The sequence below is a fragment of the Microcoleus sp. S36a_B3 genome (assembly GCF_036700745.1).
Lineage (GTDB): Bacteria > Cyanobacteriota > Cyanobacteriia > Cyanobacteriales > Microcoleaceae > Microcoleus.
Genome location: NZ_JAUBPN010000014.1, coordinates 93,474 through 118,370 on the forward strand (window position 1 = coordinate 93,474; position 24,897 = coordinate 118,370).

Here is a 24,897-nt window from a genome sequence, read left to right on the forward strand (position 1 = left end):
GGTTATTAGTTATTGGTTATTAGTTATTGGTTATTAGTTATTGGTTATTGGTTATTGGTTGTTGGTTGTTGGTTATTAGTTGTTATTGCTTATTGGTTATTGGTTGTTGGTAGTAATAAATATTGAGTGATATGGTTATTGGCTCAAAACATAGTTATAATGATCGATAAAATACCAAATATAACCAATATGATTGTCTAATTTTTTAGAAAATGAAAGAGTCTTTCTTGCGAGACGAGAAACACGTTGGCGCAAAGTATTATTACATCTTTCAATACGATCGCCCAGCAGTTTCAGTCTTGGACGCATCAGTACCGCAGAAACCTGGTTTTTTACCTAATCTGTGACCTCCGCTTCTGCCTCTGAAGGCAGGAGGCAGGAGGATTTGTGCTTAATCCCTTTCCCCTAAGTCGGTACAAGCCTCTCCTTTAAATGGGATCAGAAATTGGGAGGGGTCTGAATCCTCTTCCAATTTCCAACCTCCTGCCTCCTGCCTTTCAACTGCTGCCTCCTTCCAGAGGAGAGAAGATTTTCATCCATCAAACCCGGTTTCACCAGTCCCCGCCCGCCCCAGCTAAGGCCCCTGCACTCCCACAGAAACCAGGTTTTTTTACCGGGATTAAAAGCTGTAGCCCAGTTTTGCCCAAAAATTCGGTTTCTCAGTCAGGGACGCATTATGACGGTGTAGCAAGGCTTTGAGATTGCTTCACTACCTTCCAAATGACAGAAATACGTTAATCTAAAATCGCAAATCTAAAATCTAAAATCGGTTATCCCTTACAATAAACAGGCAATTATTATATTTTGAGTTATCCTGTGAGTCCTACTGCCGAAGTCAGCAATACCGTAAATGCGGGCGCTCTGCCAACCGTCACCGCAGCCCGCCGCGCTGTTTTTCCCTTCACTGCAATTGTTGGCCAGGAGGAGATGAAACTGGCGCTGCTGTTGAATGTCATCGATCCCAAAATTGGCGGAGTGATGATTATGGGCGATCGCGGTACGGGCAAATCTACCACAATCCGCGCCCTCGCTGACTTGCTGCCAGAAATTGAGGTGGTGGCTGACGATCCTTTTAACAGTCATCCCACCGATCCGGATTTTATGAGCGATGAGGTGCGCGATCGCACTTTGCATCACGGTACAATGCCGATCGCCCGCAAAAAAGTCCAAATGGTAGACTTGCCGCTCGGCGCTACCGAAGACCGAGTTTGCGGTACGATCGACATCGAGAAAGCTTTGGCCGAAGGAGTTAAAGCTTTTGAACCAGGCCTGTTAGCCAAAGCTAACCGTGGCATTCTTTACGTCGATGAAGTCAATTTGCTCGACGATCACTTAGTCGATGTTTTGCTCGACTCCGCCGCCAGCGGCTGGAATACAGTCGAACGCGAGGGCATTTCGATCCGCCACCCGGCTAAGTTTATTCTCATCGGTTCCGGGAATCCCGAAGAAGGAGAATTGCGGCCGCAATTGCTCGACAGATTCGGAATGCACGCCGAAATTCGGACTGTCAAAGACCCGAATTTAAGAGTAGAAATTGTCGAACAGCGATCGAGTTTTGACCAAAATCCCTCAGAGTTTCTCGCGAAATATCAGCACGAACAAGACGATATGCAGGAGAAATTGGTGGAAGCCCAGGAAAGGCTAAAATCCGTAACTATCGATCGAGATTTGCGAGTAAAAATCTCCCAAGTCTGCGCCGAATTGGACGTAGACGGGCTGCGGGGCGATTTAGTCACAAATCGGGCAGCCAAAGCTTTCACAGCCCTAGAATGTCGCACAGAGGTCACTGTAGACGATATTCGCCGGGTGATGACCCTATGTTTGCGGCACCGATTGCGGAAAGACCCGTTAGAATCGATCGATTCGGGCTATAAAGTGACTAAAGTGTTCGATCGGGTATTCGGCCTAGAAACAACTGAGGGATAATTAATAATTGGTAATTGGTAATTGGTGGTGATGAAACATTTCCCAAATTTTTAATGCCTCATTCCCCATTTCCAATTACTAATTTCTGCAATGGAAAAACGAATTTTAGGATTAGATCCGGGCTTAGCAAATCTCGGCTACGGGGCAATTTGCTGTCAAATCATCCCCGGAAAACAAGATGAAAACTTTGTTTCCATGATTGATTGTGGCGTGATTAAAACAACGCCTAAACAGGAAATGGGACAGCGGTTGAAAACAATTTATGATGATTTGCACGAGGTAATTGAACAAATAAAACCAGATTTGGCAATTGCTGAAAAACTGTTCTTTTACAAAATGGGAAATACCATACTCGTAGCCCAAGCGCGGGGCGTTTTGACACTGGTATTAGCGCAGTGTGGAGTGCCGCTGTTCGAGTTTACCCCAGCGCAAATCAAAAAAGCATTAACTGGGCGCGGTAATGCGGATAAATCTGAAGTACAAGAGGCCGTAGCGCGGGAGTTAGAGTTGGCTTATATTCCGAAACCGGACGATGCGGCGGATGCTTTGGCGGTGGCTTTGACTGGTTGGTATGATGATGATATTTGTCCGAAAAAAATCCCATTGGAAACCGTAAAAATTTAATCTAATCTTCAGTCTCGCGTTGCGCGGACTTTGTTTTTGTAGAAGCGATTTCAAGATCCGATTCCCATTGCTGGTTCCCAATTCCCGTTCAAACCATCGGCAAATTCAAAACAAATCCCGGCAACACATCTTCACCCGACAAACTCACCGGAAACTGTACAATCTCCACCTCGCAATTAGCGCGATAAATTTCCACTTGTTCGTCTTGAGGATTAATCAGCCAACCCAAGCGCAAACCGCTGTTGATATATTCCTGCATTTTCTCCTGAAGCGGCCGCAGCGCATCTGTCCGCGAGCGCAATTCTATCACAAAATCAGGGCAAATCGGCGGAAACTTCTCCCTTTGTTCATCTGTCAAAGCCGACCATCTTTCCAAGCTAACCCAAGCCGCATCGGGAGAACGGTCTCCGTTATTTGGCAGCCTAAAAATTGTCGAAGAACTAAACACTCTCCCTAGCTGCGTTTGACGGTTCCACAAGCCCAAATCTGTAATTAAATCGGCTTCTCGATTGCCGCTGACTCCGCCTACTGGTGACATAATGATGATTTCTCCTTTAGCAGTCCGTTCAAATTGCCAATCTCGATTCATCTGGCACAAACGGTAAAACTGTTCATCTGTTAGTTCGACACTATCTAAGTTTAAAGTAACGGTTGTCATTTTTCCTAACTCCCGAAAAATATGAGTTCTGCCAACCTATTTTAGCGCCGCTTTCTGTCAATGACAAATTTATCGCCTGCTCTGTGATATTGCTTCACGACCTTCGTAATGACAGACGAAACAAATCAATTTTAAAATCAGTCCTCCCAGGGAGGACTTTCGCTTTCCGACTGGGGTTAAAAGCCGATTCGGACTATTGCGAAGTACCCAATCTCAGGTGACAATATAATTAAGTTCGATCGCCCAATCTCAACATCAATCAAAAAAATGCTATAATATATAATTTAACTCCTAAACTTCTCCAGTCAACAAAGCACAAACTAAAATTTTATGGTGATTATTACTTCACAAGAAATTGCCCAATTTCGATCGCAATTAGCCGAATATCCCGAAGCCCTAAAAGCCCTCGACGAAATCGAAGATTGCGAAGGTAACATCGAAGATGCAGCAATATCTCTGGCAATTCAAGCCGGACAAGAACCGAACATCTCGGAAAAGTGGCTGGACGGATTGGCCAAAAGATGCCGCGTTGCTATCTGCAAATCTGAGGTTAAAGAAGATTTGACAAACGGACAATTGAATGCAGCATTTAGAGATTTAGTCGCTGCCAAAATTTGTCCTAAAATTTTGGTAACTTCCGTGATTATTTATGTATTTAAAACTGGGGTAAATGATTTTTGCGAGCCTCTGGAATATCAACTGTAAAGCCATTGATGCAGTTAAAATAGCCCCGATTTTCTGAAACAAAACGAGGCGATTTATGAAGAGGGATGGCTACATCGCGCGGACTTTTATCTACCCCTGTGCGCTGCTGTACCCAGCCGGCACTAAATCCGGCGACAATCCCAAAGATTTCCCCAGCAAACGAGCCAGTTGCACTAAAAAATTGGCAGTATCTCTGTCTCCTTCCCCGGCCATTGAAGCTGATATCTGGATTAGCATCTGCACAAATCCGGCATCTATTAAATCGGAACAGGAACTTAAAACCTCTGGTTCTTGGCCGTTGGGACAGGTGAGCACTCGCTCGATCAAGTTCAAATAAGCTTCTTGGCGTTCTGGATTCATTTTGGGAGGATGGGTACAGTAAATAATTTATTATTACGCTTAATTCTGTTCTGTCAATCAGGCGATCGAATATGCGATCCCCGTCTTTGCTCTAGAATCTTTATTCCGTCTGGAATAGACAGAAGCTTAAAGAAAATCTTAAGTTTCTTAATCTTAGTTTAGTTGAGGTAAGGTGTTATTTGGCACACTCTAATATTAGGTAAGATAGGCCGACTGGTACCCTAGGATTCAAGAAAATTAGGAATTTATAAAATGAAAATAGGAATATTTTTAGGAAATTTAGGAAATCCCGCTATCTACTATCCCAAACTCGCCCAAATTACCGGCGGAGTTGGTGCGAGCATTTTTCTTTGCCAATTATTGCAATGGAAAGTGCAACATTCCAACTCTAGCGAATGGGTGAAAACTAACAGCAACGAAATAGAAAAAGCCACGGGTTTAAGTCCCGAAGAACAAGAAATCGCGAGACGCTTGCTAAAAGTGCGATCGCTCTTGAAAGAAAAATCAACAAATCCCCACACCGACACCCTAGAACTCTGGGCGGACATTGACGCTTTTGAGGAAAAACTTAATAACTTTTTTGCCAATAACCACACCAAGACTATAACAGAACCAATTCGCGATCGCACAAATCGCCCTGTAGAAATATTATCCGAAACTTCCCCCCCACAGCGTGCAGTTAAAACCGACAAATATTTCGGACAACCGCGCCAGCAAATAGCGGTTGCTGTCAACGCGAATTACCAATTTAGCGGCCCTTGGAATTCCCAAGAAGAATTGCACAACTTTCAGCGGGCTTTAGAAGAATATGCCAGAGTTCGCAACTTAGGATTTGGCAATCCTTCGGGATGGGCTTTTAAAATTATTGACAGCATGACAAAAGGGTTAACTTCGACTTTTTGGGACGAATTTATCGCGGGAATTTCTTTGGGAGAAAGTCAGAAAGTTAAGCGGGATTGGGAAATTGAGCCGGAAGTGCCTTATCCGGCGTTTGAAGAGGAGCGAATTCAGTATTACGTCCACAAGGGCGAACCGCTGGAAGCAGCAGTGTCTAAAGCCCGCGCTGACTTGAGAAATCCGGTGTTGGGGAAGGATTTGTGGGAGGGTTTTTTGCGAAAGTGCGATCGTATTGCGGATGATGCGCTCAAAGCAAAACTGCAGGGGGTTGACACACCATATCTGCCCTCTTCCTTCAACGAAAAACCGCAAATCACCAAGGATAGCGTAATGCGAAAATTAGGGGCGATCGGGCCGCAATTTGCCCTGAATCAATCCACATCTGAAACTATCGCCGAACCACCAAAACTCGAACCACAAGAACAGATCACCGCTGACGAAATCCCCAGTATTTCCTCTTTACAAAAAGCTTACCAAACTCCTCTCGGTCGCAGTATAGTTGAAAAACAAATCGCTGCTAATCCACAATGGGGCTATGAAATTGTTAATGGTGAAATTATAGAATCCATTTTTTTTTAGGAGGCGAATGTGAAGCGAGTTAGCGATATCGATCCGCTGGGAATTGAGCGGGCAAATCCTTCGGATGCAGAAAGAGAAAAGCTGCGACAGGAAAGATTGCAGCACGAGAAAAGTTTAGGTTTTCAGCAGTTAATAGAATTTTGCAGTTTGGGCGAATACGGCATGGCGAAAGAGCTTGCAGCTAGACATTCTAGTTGGGGTTATGAAATAGTTGACGGAGTTGTAATGGAGCGGATGGATTAGGTTCGTAGTAAAGACTTTAGTCCCTTATTAAAGCATAGGAATAAAAAACTAAAGTCCTCACTACGAACCTGTTTTTCCTAATATGTTAGGATTAGAATAGAGATTTAATTGGTTTTAAAGTTATGACAGTTATTAATGCAAAAAATCTAACATTATCAGAAGTACACCGTCTGTTCGGCTTTCAAAAGCAGTACACTAACTCATTTACCTCTCTGTTATCTCTTGAAGATATCACAGAACACGAACAGCAGGAACTTACACAAATTAGGGATGATTTTGATGACTATATTTCCACGGATCGAGTTTCAGAAGGACTGGTAAAAGCTCTGACTACCTTTCCCTTAATGCGATTGGCTGGCTTCTACCGCCGCCCGATTAAAATTAGTTTAGAACAAGACATCGCTGAAATTAGCATTGAAGATGAAGATACTATCATTAAAGGACGGTTTGATATCTTGGCTGTCAACAGGATAAAGCCCATCAGAAGCGATACATATTTTTGGGTTTTGGTAATTGAAAGTAAAAATTCTGGAATCAACGCATTGATGGGTTTATCTCAATTGCTAACCTATGCTTATCAAAATTTAAAATATCAAGACACTATCTGGGGTTTGACAACCAACGGAATGCACTATCAGTTCGTGAATATTCAGGGGGGCAATACCCCAAGCTATCAGCTATTGCCTTTGCTAAACTTGATGGAACCCGAACCTTCAATTTTGTTGCTGCAAGTTTTAAAGGCTATTTGTAAGCTGTAGATGAAGGAAGAAGGAAGAAGGAAGAGGGAAGAAGGATGAAGGATGAAGGATGAAGGATGAAGGATGAAGAAACATCTTGCTTTGATTCGGAGACTCTCTTGAAATCATCTGCGTTGATATGTGTTTATCTGCCTATCATCTGCGGTATATCTATCAATAAAAGATTTATCTAATAAGTCTAATCATCATCGCCCTAAAAAAAAATGAGGCGGGGAGAATTCCCTACCTCAATTTTTAGCTAACTTTTCCCCTAAAAAAATAGGGCTGTTAAAGCTTAGTAGCCTCTGCTGTTAGGCTTGTGGACGATGAAGCTGAGCACTTGGCACTGCTTCACGTTGTCAAAACCCATGACGCGGATGTAGCACTGAGGATTTTCTTGGCGACAAGCTTGAATTTCAGTCATGATTTCTTGGACGCTGCGAGCACCAAACAAAGGCAACTTCCACAAAGTCCAGTAGCGCATTTCAGCAGCAGAACTTTCGTTGAATTCTACGCCGGGAATGTAGCCTTGATCCAGGATGTATTGGAGTTGCTTGGCAATTTGGGAGTCTGTCAGCGGGGGCAAATAGGACAGAGTTTCGTAACGACGCTCTTTAGGTAAAGTCTTCATTTTTTGTATCTCTAAGGTGTGTGTTCGATCGCACTTCTCGATCGATTAACTCGACAAATTATCCAGATTCGGTTCAGAATCTATTGATGCTTCAGGATGACTGGTAGAAACAGACCAATTAAGTTGCGTAATTCGCTCTAAATGCTGGCGTCTGTGTTCCATATTCGACTGTTGAATGCCAGTACAAACCATTTCTGGCAAAAATTCCGTCACATCGTGAGCCAGATATTCTCGCACAGTCATGATCCGAAATCCTAAATCTTGATTTTCCCTCAGCAGCTCGTCAATGTAAGCTTCTCCATCTTGGATTTTGTTCTTCGTGGAAAAGTCATTCAACCAGATGGCTTGGGCAGGATTGGTTTCGCTCAACTGAGCGACCACAATCCGCACGGATTGATAGGTTAGGTAACTTGCCAGCACCTTAGCGGTGTCTTTCGCAACTTGTTTGAGATCCATTTTTGACCCCAGCTCCCTCAAATTTGAGATTTTGGATTTTAGATTTTAGATGCAAACTTACTTGTAAATCTTCTTCAAAGATAAAGACTTAAGAGCAAGTTTGCGACCTAAAACCTAAAATCTGCAACCCAAAATCATCAAACGGTATCCATTGCCTCGAACTCAAACTTGATTTCTTTCCAGAGTTCGCAAGCAACAGCCAATTCAGGGCTCCATTTGCAAGCTTCGCGAATGATGTCTCCGCCTTCGCGCATCAAGTTGCGGCCTTCGTTACGAGCTTGGACGCAAGCTTCCAATGCAACGCGGTTAGCTGCTGCACCAGGTGCGTTGCCCCAAGGGTGGCCCAAGGTGCCGCCGCCGAACTGCAAGCAGGAGTCGTCGCCGAAGATTTCCACCAAAGCCGGCATATGCCAGATGTGGATACCGCCGGAAGCAACCGGCATGACACCGGGCATGGATGCCCAGTCTTGGGTGAAGTAAATACCGCGGCTGCGGTCTTGTTCGATGTGGTCTTCGCGCATCAAGTCTACGAAGCCCATCGTGATGCCTTTTTCGCCTTCGAGTTTGCCCACAACTGTACCGGAGTGCAGGTGGTCGCCGCCGGACATCCGCAAGCACTTGGCAAGTACGCGGAAGTGGATACCGTGGTTTTTTTGACGATCGATCACGGCGTGCATGGCGCGGTGAATGTGCAGCAAAATACCGTTTTTGCGGCACCATTTGGCCAAGCTGGTGTTTGCAGTGAAACCACCGGTTAGGTAGTCGTGCATGATGATCGGGGTTTTGATTTCTTTGGCGAACTCAGCCCGTTCCATCATTTCTTCAAAGGTAGGGGCAGTTACGTTTAAGTAGTGACCCTTGACTTCGCCGGTTTCTGCTTGAGCTTTTTCAATAGCTTCTTGAACGAACAAGAAACGATCGCGCCAGCGCATGAACGGTTGCGAGTTGATGTTTTCGTCGTCTTTGGTAAAGTCCAAACCGCCGCGCAGAACTTCGTAAACGGCACGACCGTAGTTCTTAGCAGACAGACCCAATTTGGGCTTAATTGTACAACCCAGCAAAGGACGGCCGTACTTGTTCAATTTGTCCCGCTCAACGGTAATACCGTGAGGAGGGCCTTGGAAGGTTTTCAGGTAAGCAATGGGAATCCGCAAGTCTTCCAACCGCAGAGCACGCAGAGCTTTGAAACCGAACACGTTACCGACCAAAGAGGTCAGCAAGTTGGTGACGGAACCTTCTTCAAACAAATCCAAAGGATAGGCAATGAAGCAGATGTATTGGTTGTCTTCACCGGGGACTGGCTCGATGTCGTAGCAGCGACCTTTGTAGCGGTCGAGGTCGGTCAGGAGGTCAGTCCAAACAGTTGTCCATGTACCGGTGGAAGATTCAGCGGCCACAGCAGCTCCAGCTTCTTCTGGGGGAACTCCTGGCTGCGGTGTGACGCGGAAGGCAGCCAAAATATCTGTATCTTTCGGCGTGTAGTCCGGGGTGTAATACGTTAGTTTATAGTCTTGAACTCCGGCTTTATACCCAGCCTTTGATTGAGTTTGGGTTTGCGCGTAAGCCATATCTCGCTTCCTAGTATTCGCTTAATTTTTTTGCCCGATCGCAGGCTGTTAAAAATATATCAATAAATGGGTGCTCTTTAATTTTAATATTCTTTTAATCCTCATAAGTATTGTTTATTTTTCTTTATATTTAGATATTTTTTGTAACATATCTTATTAAACAAAAGCGGCAAAGGATGCAGGGGGAAAGGCTGGGGATCGAGGAGATTTTGGATTTTAGATTTTAGATTTTAGATGGAGGAAACAGGAAAAATTAGTCATAAATACTTAATTTTATGGTGGAGATCGATTAAATTTGAGATTGTAAATTTTAGGTTGGGGGGAGGAAAAGTTAGTTATAAATACTTAATTTTAGGGTAGGAGATCGAACTCAACTGCAATCGAGTATGCAATTATTTAATTGAAAATCCCGTGGGGGGCCAAGAAACCGGGTTTATGGGAAAAATTTGGGTGTATTAACGAGAAATATAGCAAGAAACCGGGTTTCTGAGGTTGTAAAGCCCGATCGCGCCAACTCTGGCACAATCTTCAATCGAAAATCCAAAATCGAAAATCTAAAATCCCGTGGGTGGGCGAGAAACCGGGTTTCTACGAAAAATTGGTGCTGAACGAGAAATATAGCAAGAAACCGGGTTCTGAGGTTGTCAAGCCCTGTACGCCAACTCTCCCAAAATCGAAAATCGAAAATCGAAAATCGAAAATCTAAAATCGACTGACTCTCAGAGGGCAAAGTCAAAAATCGACAGCATAGCACATAATATGGACAGGACTGGTGCAGCAACCTGGTTTTTCCAACCAAAATCCGTCGTTACAGCAATTAAACTTCGCTTAAAACCGGGTTTCTGCCTTAGCTGCGCGTAAGTCTAATATGGATATCTAGCCCCATTTCTACTCTGGTTGTGCCTCACCCCCCTTCAAAAGCCGTCCACTGCATCAATCCAGATTGCCCAAGGCCTTACCCTCAGACTTGGGGCAACAATTTTTGTCAGAATTGCGGGACTCCGCTGCGGCTAAAAAATCGCTACGTTCCTTTAGAAGTTCTCGGTTCCGGGGGTTTTGCAGCCATATACACGGTTTGGGACACAGAAACTCAAACCGAGCGCGTCCTGAAAGTATTGCTCGAAACTGCCCCGAAAGCGCTGAAACTGTTCGAGCAAGAAGCTTGGGTTTTGGCATTTTTGCGGCATCCCGGTGTCCCGATAGTCGAGCCGGACGGTTATTTTCATGTCAAAACTCAAAATTTTTCAGGCGTGGATAGAAATGTCACAGCGAGGCACTTGCCTTGTTTGGTCATGGAAAAAATTCACGGCAAAACTTTAGAAGCAGTTCTCGAAGAACACTCTCAGGGGTGTCCGCAGGAATGGGTGTTTAGTTGGCTGAGTCAAGCTGTGGATATTTTAGAGGAATTGCACAGGTGTCAGATTATTCACCGCGACATTAAACCCTCAAATTTGATGCTGCGAGACCCGGAATCGCCACAAGTTTTGCTGAGCAAGGGTTTGGGCGGACTGCAATTGGTGGCGATCGACTTTGGGGGAGTTAAACAGATGGGCGGTGGCGCACCGGTGGGGAAAGATTCTCCGAGCTCGACGCGCTTGATTTCGCCCGGATACAGCCCGCCGGAACAAATTGTGGGCGGTGGTGTGGTGCCGGCGACGGATTTTTATGCTTTGGGGCGGACTTGCATTCATTTGCTGACGGGGAAGTATCCCGCTGAAATTGAAGATCCGATGACGGGTGAGTTGCGGTGGCGACATATTGTGTCTGTGAGTCCGGCTTTGGCGAATTTGTTGGATGATATGGTGCGATCGAACGTGCAGCAGCGTCCGGCTGCGGCTGGGGATGTTCGATCGCGCTTGCAGGAGATTTATGCTAGGAGTAAGGGCAAAATTGCGATCGCCCCAACCGGTCAAGCTATTGTGGAATTCTGCCGGCAAGTGGTGGTGGCGGGGGCGCAAAAAACCGCAAGTTTGACGGTTTTGCTGTTCGGGGCGATCGCCCAAATCGTAGTAGCTTCTCTCGATACCGGCTGGGAAATGGTGCTCGGCGGGGTTGGTGGATGTGCCGGGGCGATCGGCGGTTTGGTTTTGAGTTCTGCGCCTGTCGGCCAGGAAATTGCCAGTTTTTTAAATGAAGGTTTGCACCAATTAATCCATGACATGACTTTTACTGTCGGGCCGGAATTGCTGCTGTTTGCCTTTGCCGGTTGGGGAACTGCGATCGGTTTGACGGATGCGGGGAGTTTTCGCCAGCACAAACAGTATTGGCTGTCGGGATTGATGGGAGCTCAAGCCTATTTATTGGCTGGTTTGTGCTGGATGGAAGCAACAACTTCTAGCGGCGTGCAGGGGATTATTTTAGGGGCTTTTGCGATCGCCTCTATGACTGTAGGAATGGGTTTGCGTAGCCATCAATTAGTTCATGCTTTGGTGGTGGCTGTTTGTTCTACAGGAATTCTTCTGTTTTTGAATGCTTGGAATATTTTTCCTGGGAGTTTCTTTGCGATTTTGTCACAATCGTCTAATACTAATTTCTGGCTGCAAGTTTGGGGTGCGATCGCATTTTTTGGTTTGTTGGGAAGTACGATCGGGCTTTGTTTGGGAGTAAGTCATTATTTAGTTGTGCCCGTTCTGAGGTGGTTGGGCTGGCGCTAATTAGGGCAAAAACGGTTCGTAGTGCGAACCATTGGGGAGCATCTCAGTTTTGCAAAAAGCATTTTTTTATGATAGTGCGAGCTTAAGAGCTCGCGAGTACAATACGCGAGCTCTTAAGCTCGCACTATAATGCAAAACTAATACCATTTTTCTAAAGATGTGCTATAGATGAATTCCGAAGCCCCCCCTTAATAAGGGGGGGTTGGGGGGGTAAAATCTAGCGCTAATTTATGAAATTGGTATAAGATGCTCCCAACCATTGATGATGGAGTGGCTAAACGCCAGTCATAACTTTGGTAGAACTTATTTCGGTTAATTCTGCCAAGGAATGCGATCGCACTGCGCGAAACATCCCAAAGCGACATAGCCCCACACCAAACGCTAATCGCATTAGTAAAAGTGTCGGTACTTCTCGCAGAGACTTGATAAAACCCGATACACCAAAACGTACTAATCCGACAGGTCTAACTATACCTTGCCAGATAGAATCTATCCAAGAAGGAAGGGTTTCTTGCGTCCAATCTGCGGTGGTTACAGTACCATCCACAAACCCCGTTTCTTCTAACAGTTCTGAAAAGCCCTCGATGCTTGAAAAAGCCGGATGCGACCACTGATCCAGCAGTTGTCGCATTACGGGTTTCTCCCAAAAATTGAGAGGGATTTGGCGCGAATCTCTTTGATTCCAGTCAGCCACAACCAGCAGGCCACCAGGCTTGATTACCCTCATCAACTCTTTGGCAAAAACAGCTTTATCTGGCATATGGGGCCCTGCTTCGATCGACCAAACCACATCAAAACTCGCATCGGGAAACGAAAGCGCCATAGCATCATCCACCCGAAACTGCAGATCGAGTTCTGGGGGAGTTAATTCTTGAGCGCGTTTAACTTGCTGCGGGCTGATAGTAATTCCCGTCACAGCAAACTTATAATCCTGCGCCAGAATGCGGCTGCTACCGCCAATTCCACAGCCCACATCTAGAACAGTAGTACCAGCAGGTAATTTATCTAAGCCGCCCCAGCGCACCATTTCATGCACAAAATCTGATTTTGCTGTGAGGAAATCTTTCCGTTGTGGCGGCGAACCGTAATGGCCTAAGTGGATGTGTTCGCCCCAGTAAAATTCCAAAATTCCGTCTTCTGTCCACTCGTCGTAGGAGTTGGCCACAGAGTCGGATGATTGATAAGGACGAGCCGTGATTAAATAGATCAGAAGGGCGATCGCCAGCAGTCCAAACAAAAGTCCAAATACCACAAATAAATTCATTTTTTCCTTTCTCTTATCATCTCAGGAGCTAGCACAAAATCCAACTTGGTGCGTTTTTGATTCACGATATCTATTTGTCGCGACAGACTACAGCGAAAAAGTTAGCGATTTATGGGCGATCGCCTAGTCTTTACTGTCACGAATCAGCTATTATCTGACTGAACATCTATCAGCAATCGGTGAAATTTCATAGACTTGCGCTGCATAAGTCTTCGATCGATACATCAACTGCAGATGTCAAGCAGATCGACACAGATGCAACGCAGATGCTTTTCAGATAATTTGTGAATGAATGCCAGAGGTAAAATCAATATCTTTCTCATTCCATAGAGCGATTTTTACCCCAACAATCGGTTTTTTGCCGCGTACTTTTGTCGTACCGGACACTAAATTTTAGCAGAAAATTCAAGCTCTAGTGATTCACTGCGCTGCAAGTAAATCTTCAAGGCCCCAATCTTCTAAAGGGCGATCGACTAAATAATACTGAATTAACCATCATCTATGCCTCGCAGACGAAAAAGAACAGGTTTGCGATCGGCGGGTCTTCTGACTGAGAGATTCTATCATCTCATCACAGTTGCGGGACAGCAGCGGATTTGCACCGAATTTTCCCCGTTTCTTCCAACGCTGGTTTGTTGTTGGAACCGATTTTTGTACATATATGATGTTATCACAATTTTGGCTTGTTTGCATCAAAAACTGTGAAATATGTCAGCAATCTCACAAATTGCGGCACCCGAACGCATTACTATGGTTTGGTGGTGGCAGGGGCGATCGACTCACCAATCAAAACCGCCCGATTAATTTAAGCTGATTAAAAATTAGGTTGCGAAAATCCGATGCTCCCCAAGAATAACGGCAAAAAGTTACGATTGTTGACAGGGTTCTCAGTCTCGCGATTTATTCGTTGGTTCGCCAGCGCGATCGGGCTATTTCTCAGTCTCTGGATCGTCGTACCAGCACCGACGATGTTTTTGTATCCTTTGGCGGTGGGTGCACCAGAAATTAGTCCTTGGTTGGTGGGTCTAAATACGATCGCCCTTTTGCTGAATCTGCTCAAACGACATCGAGGCAAAGTCTACATTACTTTACTAATTTGTAACCTGTTCGCCCTCATTCTGAGCCTGCTTCCGCTGATGCAATTAACAGCAACGAACGCAGCGATAGCTACCGAAATGCCAGCAGTTTTAGGCACAAACTATTTAGCCACCGTTCCTCAAACCCTGCGCGCGCAGCTACGCCCTCAACCGTTTATCCTAGCAGATGCGTTCCGGGGAATTCCCATGAGAGATGTCAGGAGCGATCGGGATATTGTATTTGCTAACCCTGACGGAGTTTCACTTAAAATCAACCTTTACCGGCCGATGCAAATTGGCAAATATCCCGCGATAATCATGCTTTACGGAGGAGCTTGGCAAAGAGGCAATCCCGATTACAATGAAGAATTCAACCGCTACATGGCCGCGCGAGGTTATTGTGTTGTAGCAATTGATTACCGCCACGCTCCCAAATATAAGTTTCCGGCTCAGCTTGAAGACGTGCAAGCCGCTCTTTCCTACATCAAAACTAATGCCGGTGATTGGGAAATCGATCTCGATAAAATTGCTTTGATGGGAAGGTCTGCAGGGGCTCATTTAGCAATGCTAACTACTTACGGTTCAAGCGTGCTTCCCATCAGAGCAGTGGTGAATTATTACGGCCCCAATGACCTGATTCGCGGATACAATGACCCACCTTTTCCTGATGCGCTCGATGTTCGAGCCGTCTTGCGTGCCTTTCTCGGAGGAACGCCAGAGAGACTCAAGGAACTTTACCGTCAGGCTTCTCCCATCAATTATATTAAAACGAATCTTCCCCCTTCTCTACTGGTTTATGGAGGTCGCGACCATATCGTACAGGCTAAGTTTGGGCGATCGCTCTACGAACGATTGCGCGCCACAGGAAATCGTGCTATGTTGCTCGAAATTCCTTGGGCAGAACACGCCTTTGATGCAGTTTTTAATGGGCCTAGCAATCAATTAGCTTTGTATTACACAGAACGTTTTTTAGCTTGGGCTTTGAAGTCTCCCGATTACCAATTCATCCCACTCCCAAAAACCAATGCAGCTCTATAAATCAAAAGGTTTCATACCCTGTCCCATCGATTAACCGATCTAACAAAGGTTCGTAGTACGGAATGCGAGTCCGCTCATTTGTTGCGGACACTGACTGACGCACGCGCGAGCCAATCGCGAGATCGGTCAATCGACCGGGGACTATATTAAACAGAGGACTTTCGCACCCACTACAAACCATAAATTCAAAGCAGAGTTGCTTTATTCGTAAACTCTCATTAAATCATCTGCCTTACCTCCGCAGTTGACCGAACAACCGAAGATTTACGCAAGAAGTTGATTGAGAATTTTTCGACTTCCAACCCCGGGTTTATAGAGATTCAAAAGTAGCGGTAAAGCCATCCAAAGTCAAGCATTCTTCCATGAAATCCTCTACATCATTGACATTTTCAAGTTTATATTCCATGATGCGTTCACCGTCGCCTTTCATCTTTTTGGAAGAAAGAGGCGTGGCCGGATATTTTTCTGCGATCGCCTTAAAAGCTTTGGAATGGGTTTCCCAGCTTGCTGCAGAACAATTAATAATTAAAAGCCACATTATCGAATTCCTCCTAGGGTTTGGTTTAGTAATAATCCCAATTAAAATTGGGTTTGCCAAGCAGATAAATCTAGCGATTCTGTTATTTGGAAAAAAGCTAAAAGCCGAGCAACTATGAGAGCGACACCACCATTAACATTAGACTCAACATTCAAAACCATCACCGGATCGTGCAACGATAAGCGTAACAAAAACCAGCCGGATTCGCTAGCTGATGTGCAAGAAATTCGCACGCCTTCGTAGTTATTGGGAACAATTTTCCAGTCGGCTTGCGTTGAAGTAAAATCTTGCAGTTTGTCGATGACAGCCTCTCCCAGAACTTTGAAATCATCCACATTAATTTTAATCCGAAATTCTGCACTTTCTGCGGGTTCTTGTAAATTAGCAATTAAATCTGGTAACGATTGATTGGCCAGCTTGGATTTAGCCAATTCAATCAATAATTTGCTCACCAAGTAAGCGCCATCATCCAGAAAATAATTTTCTTTCAAAGCTCCGTGTCCAGAGGTTTCAATCGCCAGCCATGACTCCTGTCCGGCTTGATTCAGGCGAACCGACTCGTCAATCACATTTTTGTAGCCGCGTTTAAAGCGATGGTGAATCCCTTTTAAATCCTGTTCGATGAATTGCGTTAAACCATCAGAAGTGATAGAATCGGTGACAATGGTAGAGCCTGGGTGTTCTTGTAAGATTATCGCAGAAATCAAAGCAATTAAGCGATTGCGATTGAGTTCCTTGCCAACTCCATCGACGGCCGCACTGCGATCGACATCAGTATCAAAAATAATCCCAAAATCAGCATGATTTTCAATTACCGCTTGACAAATTGACTGCATTGCCTGTTTATCTTCGGGATTGGGTACATGATTGGGAAAAGTACCATCTGGTTCTAAAAATTGACTGCCGGTAGTGTCTGCACCTAAAGGTTTTAAGACTTGATCGACATAAAATCCGCCCGCACCATTCCCCGCATCCACAACAATTTTTAACCCTGTCAGCGGTTGCTCAAAGTTATCGGGATGATTGACTGATTCCCGAATATTTTTGACAAATTGGTTGGCATAAACAGAGATAAAATCATGCTTGGTAATGTTACCGGGCGCTGCGGCTGGCTGAAAATTATTGCCTTGAGCTAGTGTTAAAATATCGGTAATATCTTTTTTTTGTAACCCACCATTGGCGGTAAAAAACTTTAAGCCATTGCGATTAAATGGTAAATGGCTAGCTGTGAGCATAATCGCGCCGTCGCACTCAAAACCGGGGGTGATTGTACTCATAAACATGGCGGGAGTTGAGGCCATTTCAAAGTCGTAGACTGTGGAACCAACTGAGGCGATTCCCTCCATGACTGCTTGCATTAAAGTTGGGCCAGATAGGCGGCTGTCGCGCCCGATCGCAATTATCAACGCTGCAGCCGGTTTGTGGACTTTTTTCACCAGCCAACTGACAAAGGATTTACCTAAAATTGTGGCAATTTCGGGCGTGAGGTTGACTTGTTCACCGGGAACGCCTTCGAGGGCGATACCACGAATATCTGAGCCATTTTGGAGTTTTTTCCAGTTATAGTTTTGCATAATTATTTTTTTACTATCCTCACTATTTCGATTATAAACTATTTTGGAGCCAATCAATTAAACGTTTTTTTATCTGTATTAATCTTTCATTTGAAATACTTCCTAAACGACCATTGACAACCGATGATTCGACACTCGCTAATCGTCCTAGTCGAACAATAGAAGCAACCTTAAGACCAGTAGCTATATAGTCAGAATCTGCCACATCTATTATTTCGTCAAATCCTGCTGTTGATTGATCGATGCGTGAGGAAACCAAAGCGAGTAATAAATCAGGATGGCGACCGGGTGCAATGGCGATTACCAATGCAGGACGAAGTTTTCCTTGTTTCAAGTCAGCTTGAGGAAAACGAATTAATACAATATCACCTGGTTTCATGGTTGATAAATTTCTTGAGCATCTTCTAAGGAATATTCAATTTCATCATTTTCGCCGAAAAGTTGCGTTAATGCAAAATCTTGCCACTGGGTACTTTGCCATTCCGTGTATTCTGATGCTGGTATTTTCTGTTGGGTGGTTATAGATAGGATTAAGCTGGCAATTTGTTCGACAATATGATCTGGTAAGCTATCAATCTGTTGATGTAGTTGTTCGCGAGTAGTGGAAGACATAAATAAAATTTCCTCGTCAAATTTATTTGTGGTCACAATACCGGATGTTCGCTGTTGATTTCCCTATAACTTTTCTTGAGATATCATTATAGCAATATCTCTGAGGGTAAGACATTCTTCGTCGTTACGGTGACAGAGTTTTTAAATCCAATCATGAAAATTATAGCCCCATCACCGCTGAGATTAGACTCTCATTCTTTAGTCGCGTTCAACACTGTAAATTGCTTGCAAGCAGAACTCACCATGCGCGGGGACTTCCACAATATCTGTAGCCGCATTGGTCGTTTCTACGCAGATTAAGCGCTGATAATCTGCATCGTCGAGGTCGGCCATGTTTGCAGAAATTGTCACCCAGGGATTCCACACAACGGCGGATTTACTGCCAGAGGATTGAATACGAATTCGACGGTTGAGGGCGGCATCGTCAATTACTAATTGATTGGTGACATCGAGATAAATGCGATCGACCTCACCGACTGCTACAACTGCACCTACTTGAGTTTTTTCTACACCACCATCAACTTTATCAAGATACTGGCTATTTTCTAAACCCAAAACCTGCACGCGGTTGATGTCGCCGACTTGGAAGTAGGTGTGCAAAGCTTGGGTGAGGGGAAATGCTTTGTCGCCCAGATTGCGGGTGATTAATTCTACAGTGAGGCTGGTGCCAACGGTAATGGCGATCGCCAGTTCAAAGGCTTGAGACCAAATTTCTCTAGTTTCCTCGGTATCCTGAAGTCCTAGAGTGACTTTGGTGGCGCCCTCTGGGGTGGTGGCAGTTGCTACCACATTCCACAGGCGATTCCGCACAAACCCGTGGCTGGGGCGGCCCAAGTCTTCGGGATCTGGGCCAAACCAGGGCCAACAAATGGGTATACCGCCTTTAATGGCTTTTCCTTCGGCGTAGTAAGCTTTTTCGCTCAAAAACATCACGTCTGCGGTTTCGGTGGCTGGTTGGAAGGAGAGCACTTGGCCAGCATACACAGAAATCACGGCTTTGGCTTGGCCGTTGTCGATGTGAATCATCGGGAAACCACCGTTTCCGCTAGCGAAGGTGAGGTTGTCTGCAATGCCGTAGTCTGTGTTTAATTGGTCAATACTCATGCTATTTGCCTGGTTGGTTGCTTCACAATTATCCGATATTATGTGGCTAGATTTTACGATATTCTTGAGTCACTATTTTTTGGGTACAATATACAGCAATACGGTTCATTTAACACTATTTATTGCCAGGGTGATCTGTCTTAAGTGAACCGTATTGCAATATACAGCACGTCTCAATTAGTCGTGCAAAAGCATCGTATTTTTTTAATTGGGATTATTGAACAGCTCAAAATCCCAGACAAACTGAAATAATCGTTTAACTGTCAAAAATCTTGTACAGATGCGATCGCAACGACGAGTCAATTTTTTTGAGGAAGCATCTCATTTTTGCTTTGGTCGTGCCAGCAGGGACAGGATTATAATAAAAAACGCTTTTTTCAATGCAGGAGATGCTGATATACTCCAAGCTCTATCGCGCTTGAGGCAGATTTATGCTAATTGTAAGGGAGATATTTCAGAATTTTTGCGGACAGGAATACGAATCACAAACTCCGCCCCCGTGCCCAGAGTTGAAAAACATATTAGCTGACCACCATGTTTTTGGGTGATGATGTGGTAACAAATCGCCATTCCCATTCCGGTTCCCTTACCAACAGGTTTTGTAGTGAAAAATGGATTAAATATCTGTTTTTTTATTGATTCTAAAATTCCGGCTCCACTGTCGGCGATCGCAATTTGCACCCAGTCTACATTAATTATAGATGTAGAAATAGTAATCAGATTAAGATTTTCTTGTCTTTCTTGTTGAGTTTTTTGAGCATTCACCTCATCAATCGCATCAATAGCGTTTGCCAGAATATTTATAAAAACCTGATTTAATTGTCCAGCATAACACTCCACCAACGGTAACTTGCCATAATTGCGAATCACCTTAATCTCTGAGCCTCCTCGATTCTCCTTCAGACGGTGTTGCAAAATCAGCAATGTACTATCTATCCCTTCGTGAATATCTACTGACTTTAACTCGGCTTCATCCATGCGCGAAAAATTCCGTAACGACCACACAATTTGACTGATACGTTCAGTTCCGATATTCATAGATTTCAGGATTTGGAGTAAGTCTATCTGCAAAAAATCCAGATCTATTTCATTTTCTTTCGCTTGAATTTCAGCGACTGGATTGGAATAGTGCTGCTGGTATAGTTGCACTAATTCCAGCAGGTTTTGCGAATATTGCTGAATATATGTGAGGTTGCCGTGGATAAAGTTAACAGGGTTATTAATTTCATGGGCTACACCCGCTACAAGCTGTCCTAAGCTAGACATCTTCTCAGTATGAACAAGTTGGGCTTGAGTTCGTTTGAGTTCGAGCAATGTCGCTTCTAACTGACGCTTTTCCTTGACTTCCCTCTGTGAATCTTCTAGCTCGTGGATGATTTGTCGGAGCAAAGACTCCTTTTTTTGATTAGTTTGTTCTAGTTCCAAACAGTTTTTTTGGGAACGAGCTAACTTTTTTTGTAAAATTCTGTTTTCTTTTTCTAGCTGCTCAATTGTTAAATTATCTGTTTTTTTAAATTCCATATTTCTATTCTCCTCCCAGTAGCAAAGTAATAAATGTCTCATTATGAAAACAGGAGATTTTCTGATGCTTGAAAGGAGAAATTTCGCCATTGGTGTAAAACCCACAACTCGGTAAAGCCTCGGTTAAGCAGGCTTGAGTTAGCGCATATTCTTCTTGAGTCCGACTACCTAAAATTTGTCGCCGACTAGCACAGGAAAAATACATAGCAGCAGCAGGTACTTTACCCGGATAATTTTCTAAGGCTTGCATCATAGATACTTGAGATGCAGTCAGAATACGATCGTGGGTAGTTTCGGTAATTTGAACGATCGCCCCTTCGGGAATGTCCCCAAAAAAGGTTACGCTTCCGAGTACCCCATCGCAAACTCCACTGGGTGCTCGCATATAGTAATGACTTTCATCTACATCAAACACGGCCAGGGGATATTCTGAGGAAGGCGGCAATTTCCCCAAATAGTGATGATAAAATTCTAGAGCGGGTTGGCGATCGATTTCGTACAGGATATTTTGAGAGGCTTTGGTGACTGTGCCCTTTTTCCCTACTGGTTTCCAGCCACTAGCCACACCATGAGAAAATAAAATGTCTCCAGAAATTAAGAGAATGGGAATCGCATCACTAAAAACCTCTGTACCGAAGAATTGATAGGTTTGCTGAAACCGCCACTGATCCGCCGCGAGTCCGCCAAAAATCGGGACTTTTTTTTCTAAAGCTTGATTCAAGCTATCTAACATCAAAGCAGCGCTGGCGGTGAGACTTTCTGGGAAGGTAATACAAAGTTTAATCGGTTCTTGATGGCCGGTTTTTGCTTGAACAATAGCAGTTTCAACCGCCGCCTCCAAGTCCTGAGAAATCCCTCGTCCAAGGCCGGCACGGATAGTAATTCGATCGGAACAAAATAGCATCAGGCTAACTGAATCTTGTTCAAATCCTAAAACAGAAGACATTTCTCCATCCGTTGTGCCGCCAATCAGTTGAATTTCGGGATATGTCTGATTGATTTGCTGCAAAATTAGGAGATAGTCGAAATCAATGGCCGCAAACAAGATGCCTGCTTGAGGAATTTCACCTGATAGGGATTCATGGCATTGTTCTAGGACTTCTGTTATTGCTTCTAGAGAGTCAGGATCGTTGCTATGACCTACGACAACTTTTAACATAAATCTGCTTTATCAAGTAGTTGAGATAATAGATGAATGCGTAAATTAGACGCATTCATTCCTATGGGCAAACTGTTAAGCTGTTGTGGATTTAATTGGGATATTCGGGGCGGGCCAAGACTGTGAAACACACTCATAGTTTGATGGGTTTTTGACAGACAATTTAAATGCACGACAGCTTAACCATCGACTAATGATTGGAGATTGTCAACGGCAGCGAATCATGACAAAATTACCTAGGTGATGCGTAAGTCAGAGCACGATTTAGCTTTGGCGATCGCCCTTTTAGCTACATATTTTGCTAAAATGTAAGATGGCCGTCCAGCAGGATCGCAAAAATATCATTTAGAAATGCGCGATCGCACTATCTAGCATAACAGAAGGATAAAAACATGGGCAGAGTTACTGCAACAATCGCCGTCACCAACGAAGTAGACAAGATGCTGGTAGAGAGAGGGTTTATAGCAACAGACCAAGTACGTTCAATCACTCTCGATAACGTATTGGTTGATACAGGGGCAACTAGACTCTGTTTGCCAGAAGAAATTATCGCTCAGCTAGGTTTAACCCTAGTTGGAGAAATTGACGGACATACTGTAATCGGATCTAGAAAATTTCGCCTCTTTAAAAATGTCAGTCTTGCCTTAGCGGGAAGAGAAGGAAGGTATGATTGCGTGGAACTATCGGCAGGACAAGAACCTTTAATAGGCTTAATTCCTTTGGAAGATTTAGGCTTAGAACCTGATTTGAAAAATCAACGGTTGATTGTTTTACCAAATGAAGGCAATCAAAGCTATATTCGGGTGTAGTTTTAACAGTCAGGACTAAGGCTAAAAATGATTGAGTTTACGTGCTAATCATAGCGCTAAGATGTACCGCCGCGCACCCTACAATAGAATGCGTGGGTTCAAAACTGTTAACCCAAAAAGTCAATATATATTTGCAATAAATGGCAGTAACTACACACCAACTTATTCAGTGGAAACAGCAAGGACGTGCAATTGTCGCGCTGACAGGTTATGATTGTGCGATCGCCCAACTACTCGACCAAGCCGGCGCTGACATCATCTTAGTCGGCGATTCCCTAGCAATGACAGTATTGGGCTACGAAACAACACTGCCGCTAACCCTCGATGAAATGCTGCACCACGCTAAAGCAGTGTGTCGCGGAGTCAAACAAGCATTAATTGTGGTGGATTTGCCGTTTTTGACTTACCAGGAAAGTCCGCAGCAAGCGATGCACTCGGCGGGGAGAGTTTTGAAAGAAACTGGCGCTCAAGCTGTCAAATTGGAGGGTGGATATCCAGCAATGGCTGCTACAGTTTCACAGCTAACATCCGCCGGAATTCCGGTGATGGGACACGTCGGTTTAACTCCGCAGTCGGTACACCAATTAGGCTACAAAAAACAAGGCAAAACAGCGGAATCTGCCGATCGCATCATAGCAGAATCGATCGCACTGGAAGAAGCCGGGGTTTTTGCGATCGTCCTAGAACACATTCCCCCAGACTTAGCTGCTCAAATTACTCAAAAATTAACTGTTCCCACCATTGGTATCGGGGCCGGACCGCACTGCGACGGACAAGTTTTAGTTACTTCCGATTTGTTGGGACTTTCGGAAAAACAACCGCCTTTTGCCAAAGCTTATGCGAATTTGCGAGAAACAATTACTCAAGCTGTCAAAGATTATTCCCTAGAAGTTAGAGAACGAAAATTTCCCGAATAGATTCGCCGTTAGGAATGCAAGTCATTACAAATGACGATTTCAGTCCCAATCAACCAACCTAATTTAAAGAGCATCTGGGGCATTTTTTCTAGGAGCGCCCCAGATGCTCCCCTAATTTACACCTTCGGCCCAGCCTCTTCCTCTTTCTTCTTCTCCTTCTCCTTCTCGTCTAGAGCCGATTCATCATCTCCTAGACCGACCCCTTCCTTAAAACTCCGCAGCGTTTTACCCAAAGCATTTCCCAACTCAGGAATTTTTTTAGGGCCAAAAATTAGAATAGCGACTACCGCAATAATGCCCATTTCGGGCAATCCCAGACCAAACATACAGTCATCTCCTATAAAACTTGCTCGATCGCAAGTCAATCTGCTGGTATCCTTAAAAGTATCTACCTTTTTTCCTGCATCCTGCAACCGTAGAATCAAGTTTTATTAAGCGATCGCCCGATAAATTAGGAATGTTAGAAATCTCCCAGCCTTCCCTGCGCGAGCAACAGCACTACCTCATCCGCGAACTAGCACAACGGATGGAAGCAGTATGGCACCGCTATCTCGACCTCGAACCCTACCACCTCCCCGCTGAGTTGGGATACATAGAAGGGCGCTTGGAGGGAGAAAAATTGATCGTGGAAAACCGCTGCTATCAAACGCCGCAGTTCCGCAAAATACACCTCGAACTCGCTAAAGTCGGGCCGGTGCTGGATATTCTGCACTGCGTGATGTTTCCCAGACCGAATTACGCTTTGCCAATGTTCGGCACCGATATCGTAGCAGGCAAAGGCAAAATTAGCGCCGCAATCGCAGACCTTTCTCCCCTCAATCCCAGCCGCACTTTGTCGGAAAATTACCGAACCCAACTGCAAAATTTGCCGGTCAACCAATTTTCCTGTCCCCGCCAAATTCCTGAATGGGGAGATATTTTCTCAGAATTTTGCCTGTTTGTCCGGCCCGATTCACCAGAAGAAGAAACCAGATTTCTGGACATAGTTGAATCCTACGTTGAAATTCACTGCCAACTCGCAGTCGCAGCAGAACCAGTCTCTGCGGCCGAAGCATCGAAAATTCTCGACGCTCAAATTTACTACTGCACCCAGCAGCAGCAAAACGACAAAACCCGCCGCGTCCTCGAAAAAGCTTTCGGTCAAGATTGGGCAGAAAATTACATGACTCAGGTGCTTTTTGATTTCCCTAAATAGCTGAAATCAGTTTACACTACTTAACAATAGGTGTGAAAAAACTTAATCAAGA

At 44.6% G+C, this 24,897-nt stretch carries 25 protein-coding genes, 1 pseudogene and 1 riboswitch; of the genes and pseudogenes, 11 read left to right on the forward strand and 15 right to left on the reverse strand.

What is annotated here, in order from left to right; genetic code table 11:
* Nucleotides 1–135: 135 nt before the first annotated feature.
* A pseudogene (locus QUA01_RS16660) lies at nt 136–282 on the reverse strand (IS1 family transposase); the annotation flags it as partial.
* A 534-nt stretch (nt 283–816) separates the two neighbouring features.
* On the opposite strand from QUA01_RS16660, the gene bchI reads away from it, so the two are divergent.
* Together bchI and ruvC are read left to right on the forward strand one after the other, a co-directional pair.
* On the forward strand, nt 817–1,926 hold the full coding sequence (gene bchI, locus QUA01_RS16665) for a magnesium chelatase ATPase subunit I (RefSeq protein WP_442921558.1): 1,110 nt from the start codon (nt 817–819) through the stop codon (nt 1,924–1,926).
* A 90-nt stretch (nt 1,927–2,016) separates the two neighbouring features.
* A complete protein-coding gene (gene ruvC / locus QUA01_RS16670) occupies nt 2,017–2,550 on the forward strand; it encodes a crossover junction endodeoxyribonuclease RuvC (RefSeq protein WP_333091068.1) in 534 nt (177 codons plus the stop codon).
* A gap of 88 nt (nt 2,551–2,638) precedes the next feature.
* On the opposite strand, the gene QUA01_RS16675 is transcribed toward ruvC, so the two are convergent.
* A complete protein-coding gene (locus QUA01_RS16675) occupies nt 2,639–3,208 on the reverse strand; it encodes a Uma2 family endonuclease (RefSeq protein ID WP_333091069.1) in 570 nt (189 codons plus the stop codon).
* Between the two features lie 330 nt (nt 3,209–3,538).
* Between QUA01_RS16675 and QUA01_RS16680 the strand changes: the two genes are divergently transcribed.
* Complete coding sequence (locus QUA01_RS16680; protein WP_333091070.1) at nt 3,539–3,913, forward strand: hypothetical protein; 375 nt, start codon at nt 3,539–3,541, stop codon at nt 3,911–3,913.
* 90 nt (nt 3,914–4,003) lie between these two features.
* On the opposite strand, the gene QUA01_RS16685 is transcribed toward QUA01_RS16680, so the two are convergent.
* Nucleotides 4,004–4,273: a hypothetical protein gene (locus tag QUA01_RS16685; protein WP_333091071.1), complete on the reverse strand. Its 270-nt coding sequence runs from the start codon at nt 4,271–4,273 to the stop codon at nt 4,004–4,006.
* A 252-nt stretch (nt 4,274–4,525) separates the two neighbouring features.
* Here QUA01_RS16685 and QUA01_RS16690 point away from each other — a divergent pair, with 252 nt between their 5' ends.
* The 3 genes from QUA01_RS16690 to QUA01_RS16700 all read left to right on the forward strand — a co-directional run bounded on the left by QUA01_RS16690 (nt 4,526) and on the right by QUA01_RS16700 (nt 6,750).
* A complete protein-coding gene (locus QUA01_RS16690) occupies nt 4,526–5,749 on the forward strand; it encodes a hypothetical protein (RefSeq protein ID WP_333091072.1) in 1,224 nt (407 codons plus the stop codon).
* A 9-nt stretch (nt 5,750–5,758) separates the two neighbouring features.
* On the forward strand, nt 5,759–5,992 hold the full coding sequence (locus QUA01_RS16695) for a hypothetical protein (RefSeq protein WP_194065700.1): 234 nt from the start codon (nt 5,759–5,761) through the stop codon (nt 5,990–5,992).
* 122 nt (nt 5,993–6,114) lie between these two features.
* Entirely contained in the window at nt 6,115–6,750 is a 636-nt protein-coding gene (locus tag QUA01_RS16700; RefSeq protein ID WP_333091075.1) for a restriction endonuclease subunit R, read from the forward strand.
* A gap of 274 nt (nt 6,751–7,024) precedes the next feature.
* On the opposite strand, the gene QUA01_RS16705 is transcribed toward QUA01_RS16700, so the two are convergent.
* The 3 genes from QUA01_RS16705 to QUA01_RS16715 all read right to left on the reverse strand — a co-directional run bounded on the left by QUA01_RS16705 (nt 7,025) and on the right by QUA01_RS16715 (nt 9,384).
* Nucleotides 7,025–7,360, reverse strand: coding sequence for a ribulose bisphosphate carboxylase small subunit (locus tag QUA01_RS16705; protein WP_333091076.1), 336 nt, complete (start codon nt 7,358–7,360; stop codon nt 7,025–7,027).
* A gap of 45 nt (nt 7,361–7,405) precedes the next feature.
* Entirely contained in the window at nt 7,406–7,816 is a 411-nt protein-coding gene (gene rcbX, locus QUA01_RS16710) for a RuBisCO chaperone RbcX (RefSeq protein WP_194012735.1), read from the reverse strand.
* A gap of 137 nt (nt 7,817–7,953) precedes the next feature.
* A complete protein-coding gene (locus QUA01_RS16715) occupies nt 7,954–9,384 on the reverse strand; it encodes a form I ribulose bisphosphate carboxylase large subunit (protein ID WP_194012734.1) in 1,431 nt (476 codons plus the stop codon).
* A gap of 899 nt (nt 9,385–10,283) precedes the next feature.
* On the opposite strand from QUA01_RS16715, the gene QUA01_RS16720 reads away from it, so the two are divergent.
* Nucleotides 10,284–12,038, forward strand: coding sequence for a serine/threonine protein kinase (locus QUA01_RS16720; protein WP_333091077.1), 1,755 nt, complete (start codon nt 10,284–10,286; stop codon nt 12,036–12,038).
* 274 nt (nt 12,039–12,312) lie between these two features.
* On the opposite strand, the gene QUA01_RS16725 is transcribed toward QUA01_RS16720, so the two are convergent.
* Entirely contained in the window at nt 12,313–13,302 is a 990-nt protein-coding gene (locus QUA01_RS16725) for a methyltransferase domain-containing protein (protein WP_333091078.1), read from the reverse strand.
* Nucleotides 13,303–13,821: 519 nt separating this feature from the next.
* Nucleotides 13,822–13,966, reverse strand: a riboswitch (cobalamin riboswitch).
* Between the two features lie 175 nt (nt 13,967–14,141).
* Here QUA01_RS16725 and QUA01_RS16730 point away from each other — a divergent pair.
* Complete coding sequence (locus tag QUA01_RS16730) at nt 14,142–15,416, forward strand: alpha/beta hydrolase (protein WP_333091079.1); 1,275 nt, start codon at nt 14,142–14,144, stop codon at nt 15,414–15,416.
* Between the two features lie 310 nt (nt 15,417–15,726).
* Here QUA01_RS16730 and QUA01_RS16735 read toward each other — a convergent pair whose 3' ends face one another.
* The 7 genes from QUA01_RS16735 to QUA01_RS16765 form a co-directional block, all read right to left on the reverse strand.
* Nucleotides 15,727–15,954: a hypothetical protein gene (locus QUA01_RS16735; protein ID WP_194011858.1), complete on the reverse strand. Its 228-nt coding sequence runs from the start codon at nt 15,952–15,954 to the stop codon at nt 15,727–15,729.
* Between the two features lie 41 nt (nt 15,955–15,995).
* Nucleotides 15,996–17,528 carry a phosphomannomutase/phosphoglucomutase gene (locus tag QUA01_RS16740; protein WP_333091081.1) on the reverse strand — a complete coding sequence of 511 codons (1,533 nt, stop codon included), beginning with the start codon at nt 17,526–17,528 and terminating at the stop codon, nt 15,996–15,998.
* 31 nt (nt 17,529–17,559) lie between these two features.
* Entirely contained in the window at nt 17,560–17,907 is a 348-nt protein-coding gene (locus QUA01_RS16745; RefSeq protein WP_333091082.1) for a type II toxin-antitoxin system PemK/MazF family toxin, read from the reverse strand.
* Entirely contained in the window at nt 17,904–18,140 is a 237-nt protein-coding gene (locus QUA01_RS16750) for a hypothetical protein (protein WP_265236273.1), read from the reverse strand. The genes QUA01_RS16745 and QUA01_RS16750 overlap by 4 nt, the downstream gene beginning before the upstream one ends.
* Nucleotides 18,141–18,338: 198 nt before the next feature.
* Entirely contained in the window at nt 18,339–19,244 is a 906-nt protein-coding gene (locus QUA01_RS16755) for a D-hexose-6-phosphate mutarotase (RefSeq protein ID WP_333091084.1), read from the reverse strand.
* A gap of 429 nt (nt 19,245–19,673) precedes the next feature.
* Nucleotides 19,674–20,870 carry a sensor histidine kinase gene (locus QUA01_RS16760; protein ID WP_333091085.1) on the reverse strand — a complete coding sequence of 399 codons (1,197 nt, stop codon included), beginning with the start codon at nt 20,868–20,870 and terminating at the stop codon, nt 19,674–19,676.
* Nucleotides 20,770–21,924, reverse strand: a complete 1,155-nt coding sequence (locus QUA01_RS16765) for an FIST signal transduction protein (protein ID WP_333091086.1) — start codon at nt 21,922–21,924, stop codon at nt 20,770–20,772. Before QUA01_RS16765 ends, QUA01_RS16760 begins: the two co-directional genes overlap by 101 nt.
* 392 nt (nt 21,925–22,316) lie before the next feature.
* On the opposite strand from QUA01_RS16765, the gene QUA01_RS16770 reads away from it, so the two are divergent.
* Nucleotides 22,317–22,733 carry an aspartyl protease gene (locus QUA01_RS16770; RefSeq protein WP_333091087.1) on the forward strand — a complete coding sequence of 139 codons (417 nt, stop codon included), beginning with the start codon at nt 22,317–22,319 and terminating at the stop codon, nt 22,731–22,733.
* Nucleotides 22,734–22,873: 140 nt separating this feature from the next.
* The gene (gene panB, locus QUA01_RS16775; RefSeq protein ID WP_333091088.1) at nt 22,874–23,650 is read left to right on the forward strand and encodes a 3-methyl-2-oxobutanoate hydroxymethyltransferase; all 777 of its coding nucleotides are present in this window, start codon (nt 22,874–22,876) and stop codon (nt 23,648–23,650) included.
* A 116-nt stretch (nt 23,651–23,766) separates the two neighbouring features.
* Here panB and tatA read toward each other — a convergent pair whose 3' ends face one another.
* Nucleotides 23,767–24,063 carry a twin-arginine translocase TatA/TatE family subunit gene (tatA, locus tag QUA01_RS16780; RefSeq protein WP_333133116.1) on the reverse strand — a complete coding sequence of 99 codons (297 nt, stop codon included), beginning with the start codon at nt 24,061–24,063 and terminating at the stop codon, nt 23,767–23,769.
* Between the two features lie 44 nt (nt 24,064–24,107).
* On the opposite strand from tatA, the gene QUA01_RS16785 reads away from it, so the two are divergent.
* Nucleotides 24,108–24,845: a phycocyanobilin:ferredoxin oxidoreductase gene (locus QUA01_RS16785; RefSeq protein WP_333091090.1), complete on the forward strand. Its 738-nt coding sequence runs from the start codon at nt 24,108–24,110 to the stop codon at nt 24,843–24,845.
* Nucleotides 24,846–24,897: the final 52 nt, after the last annotated feature.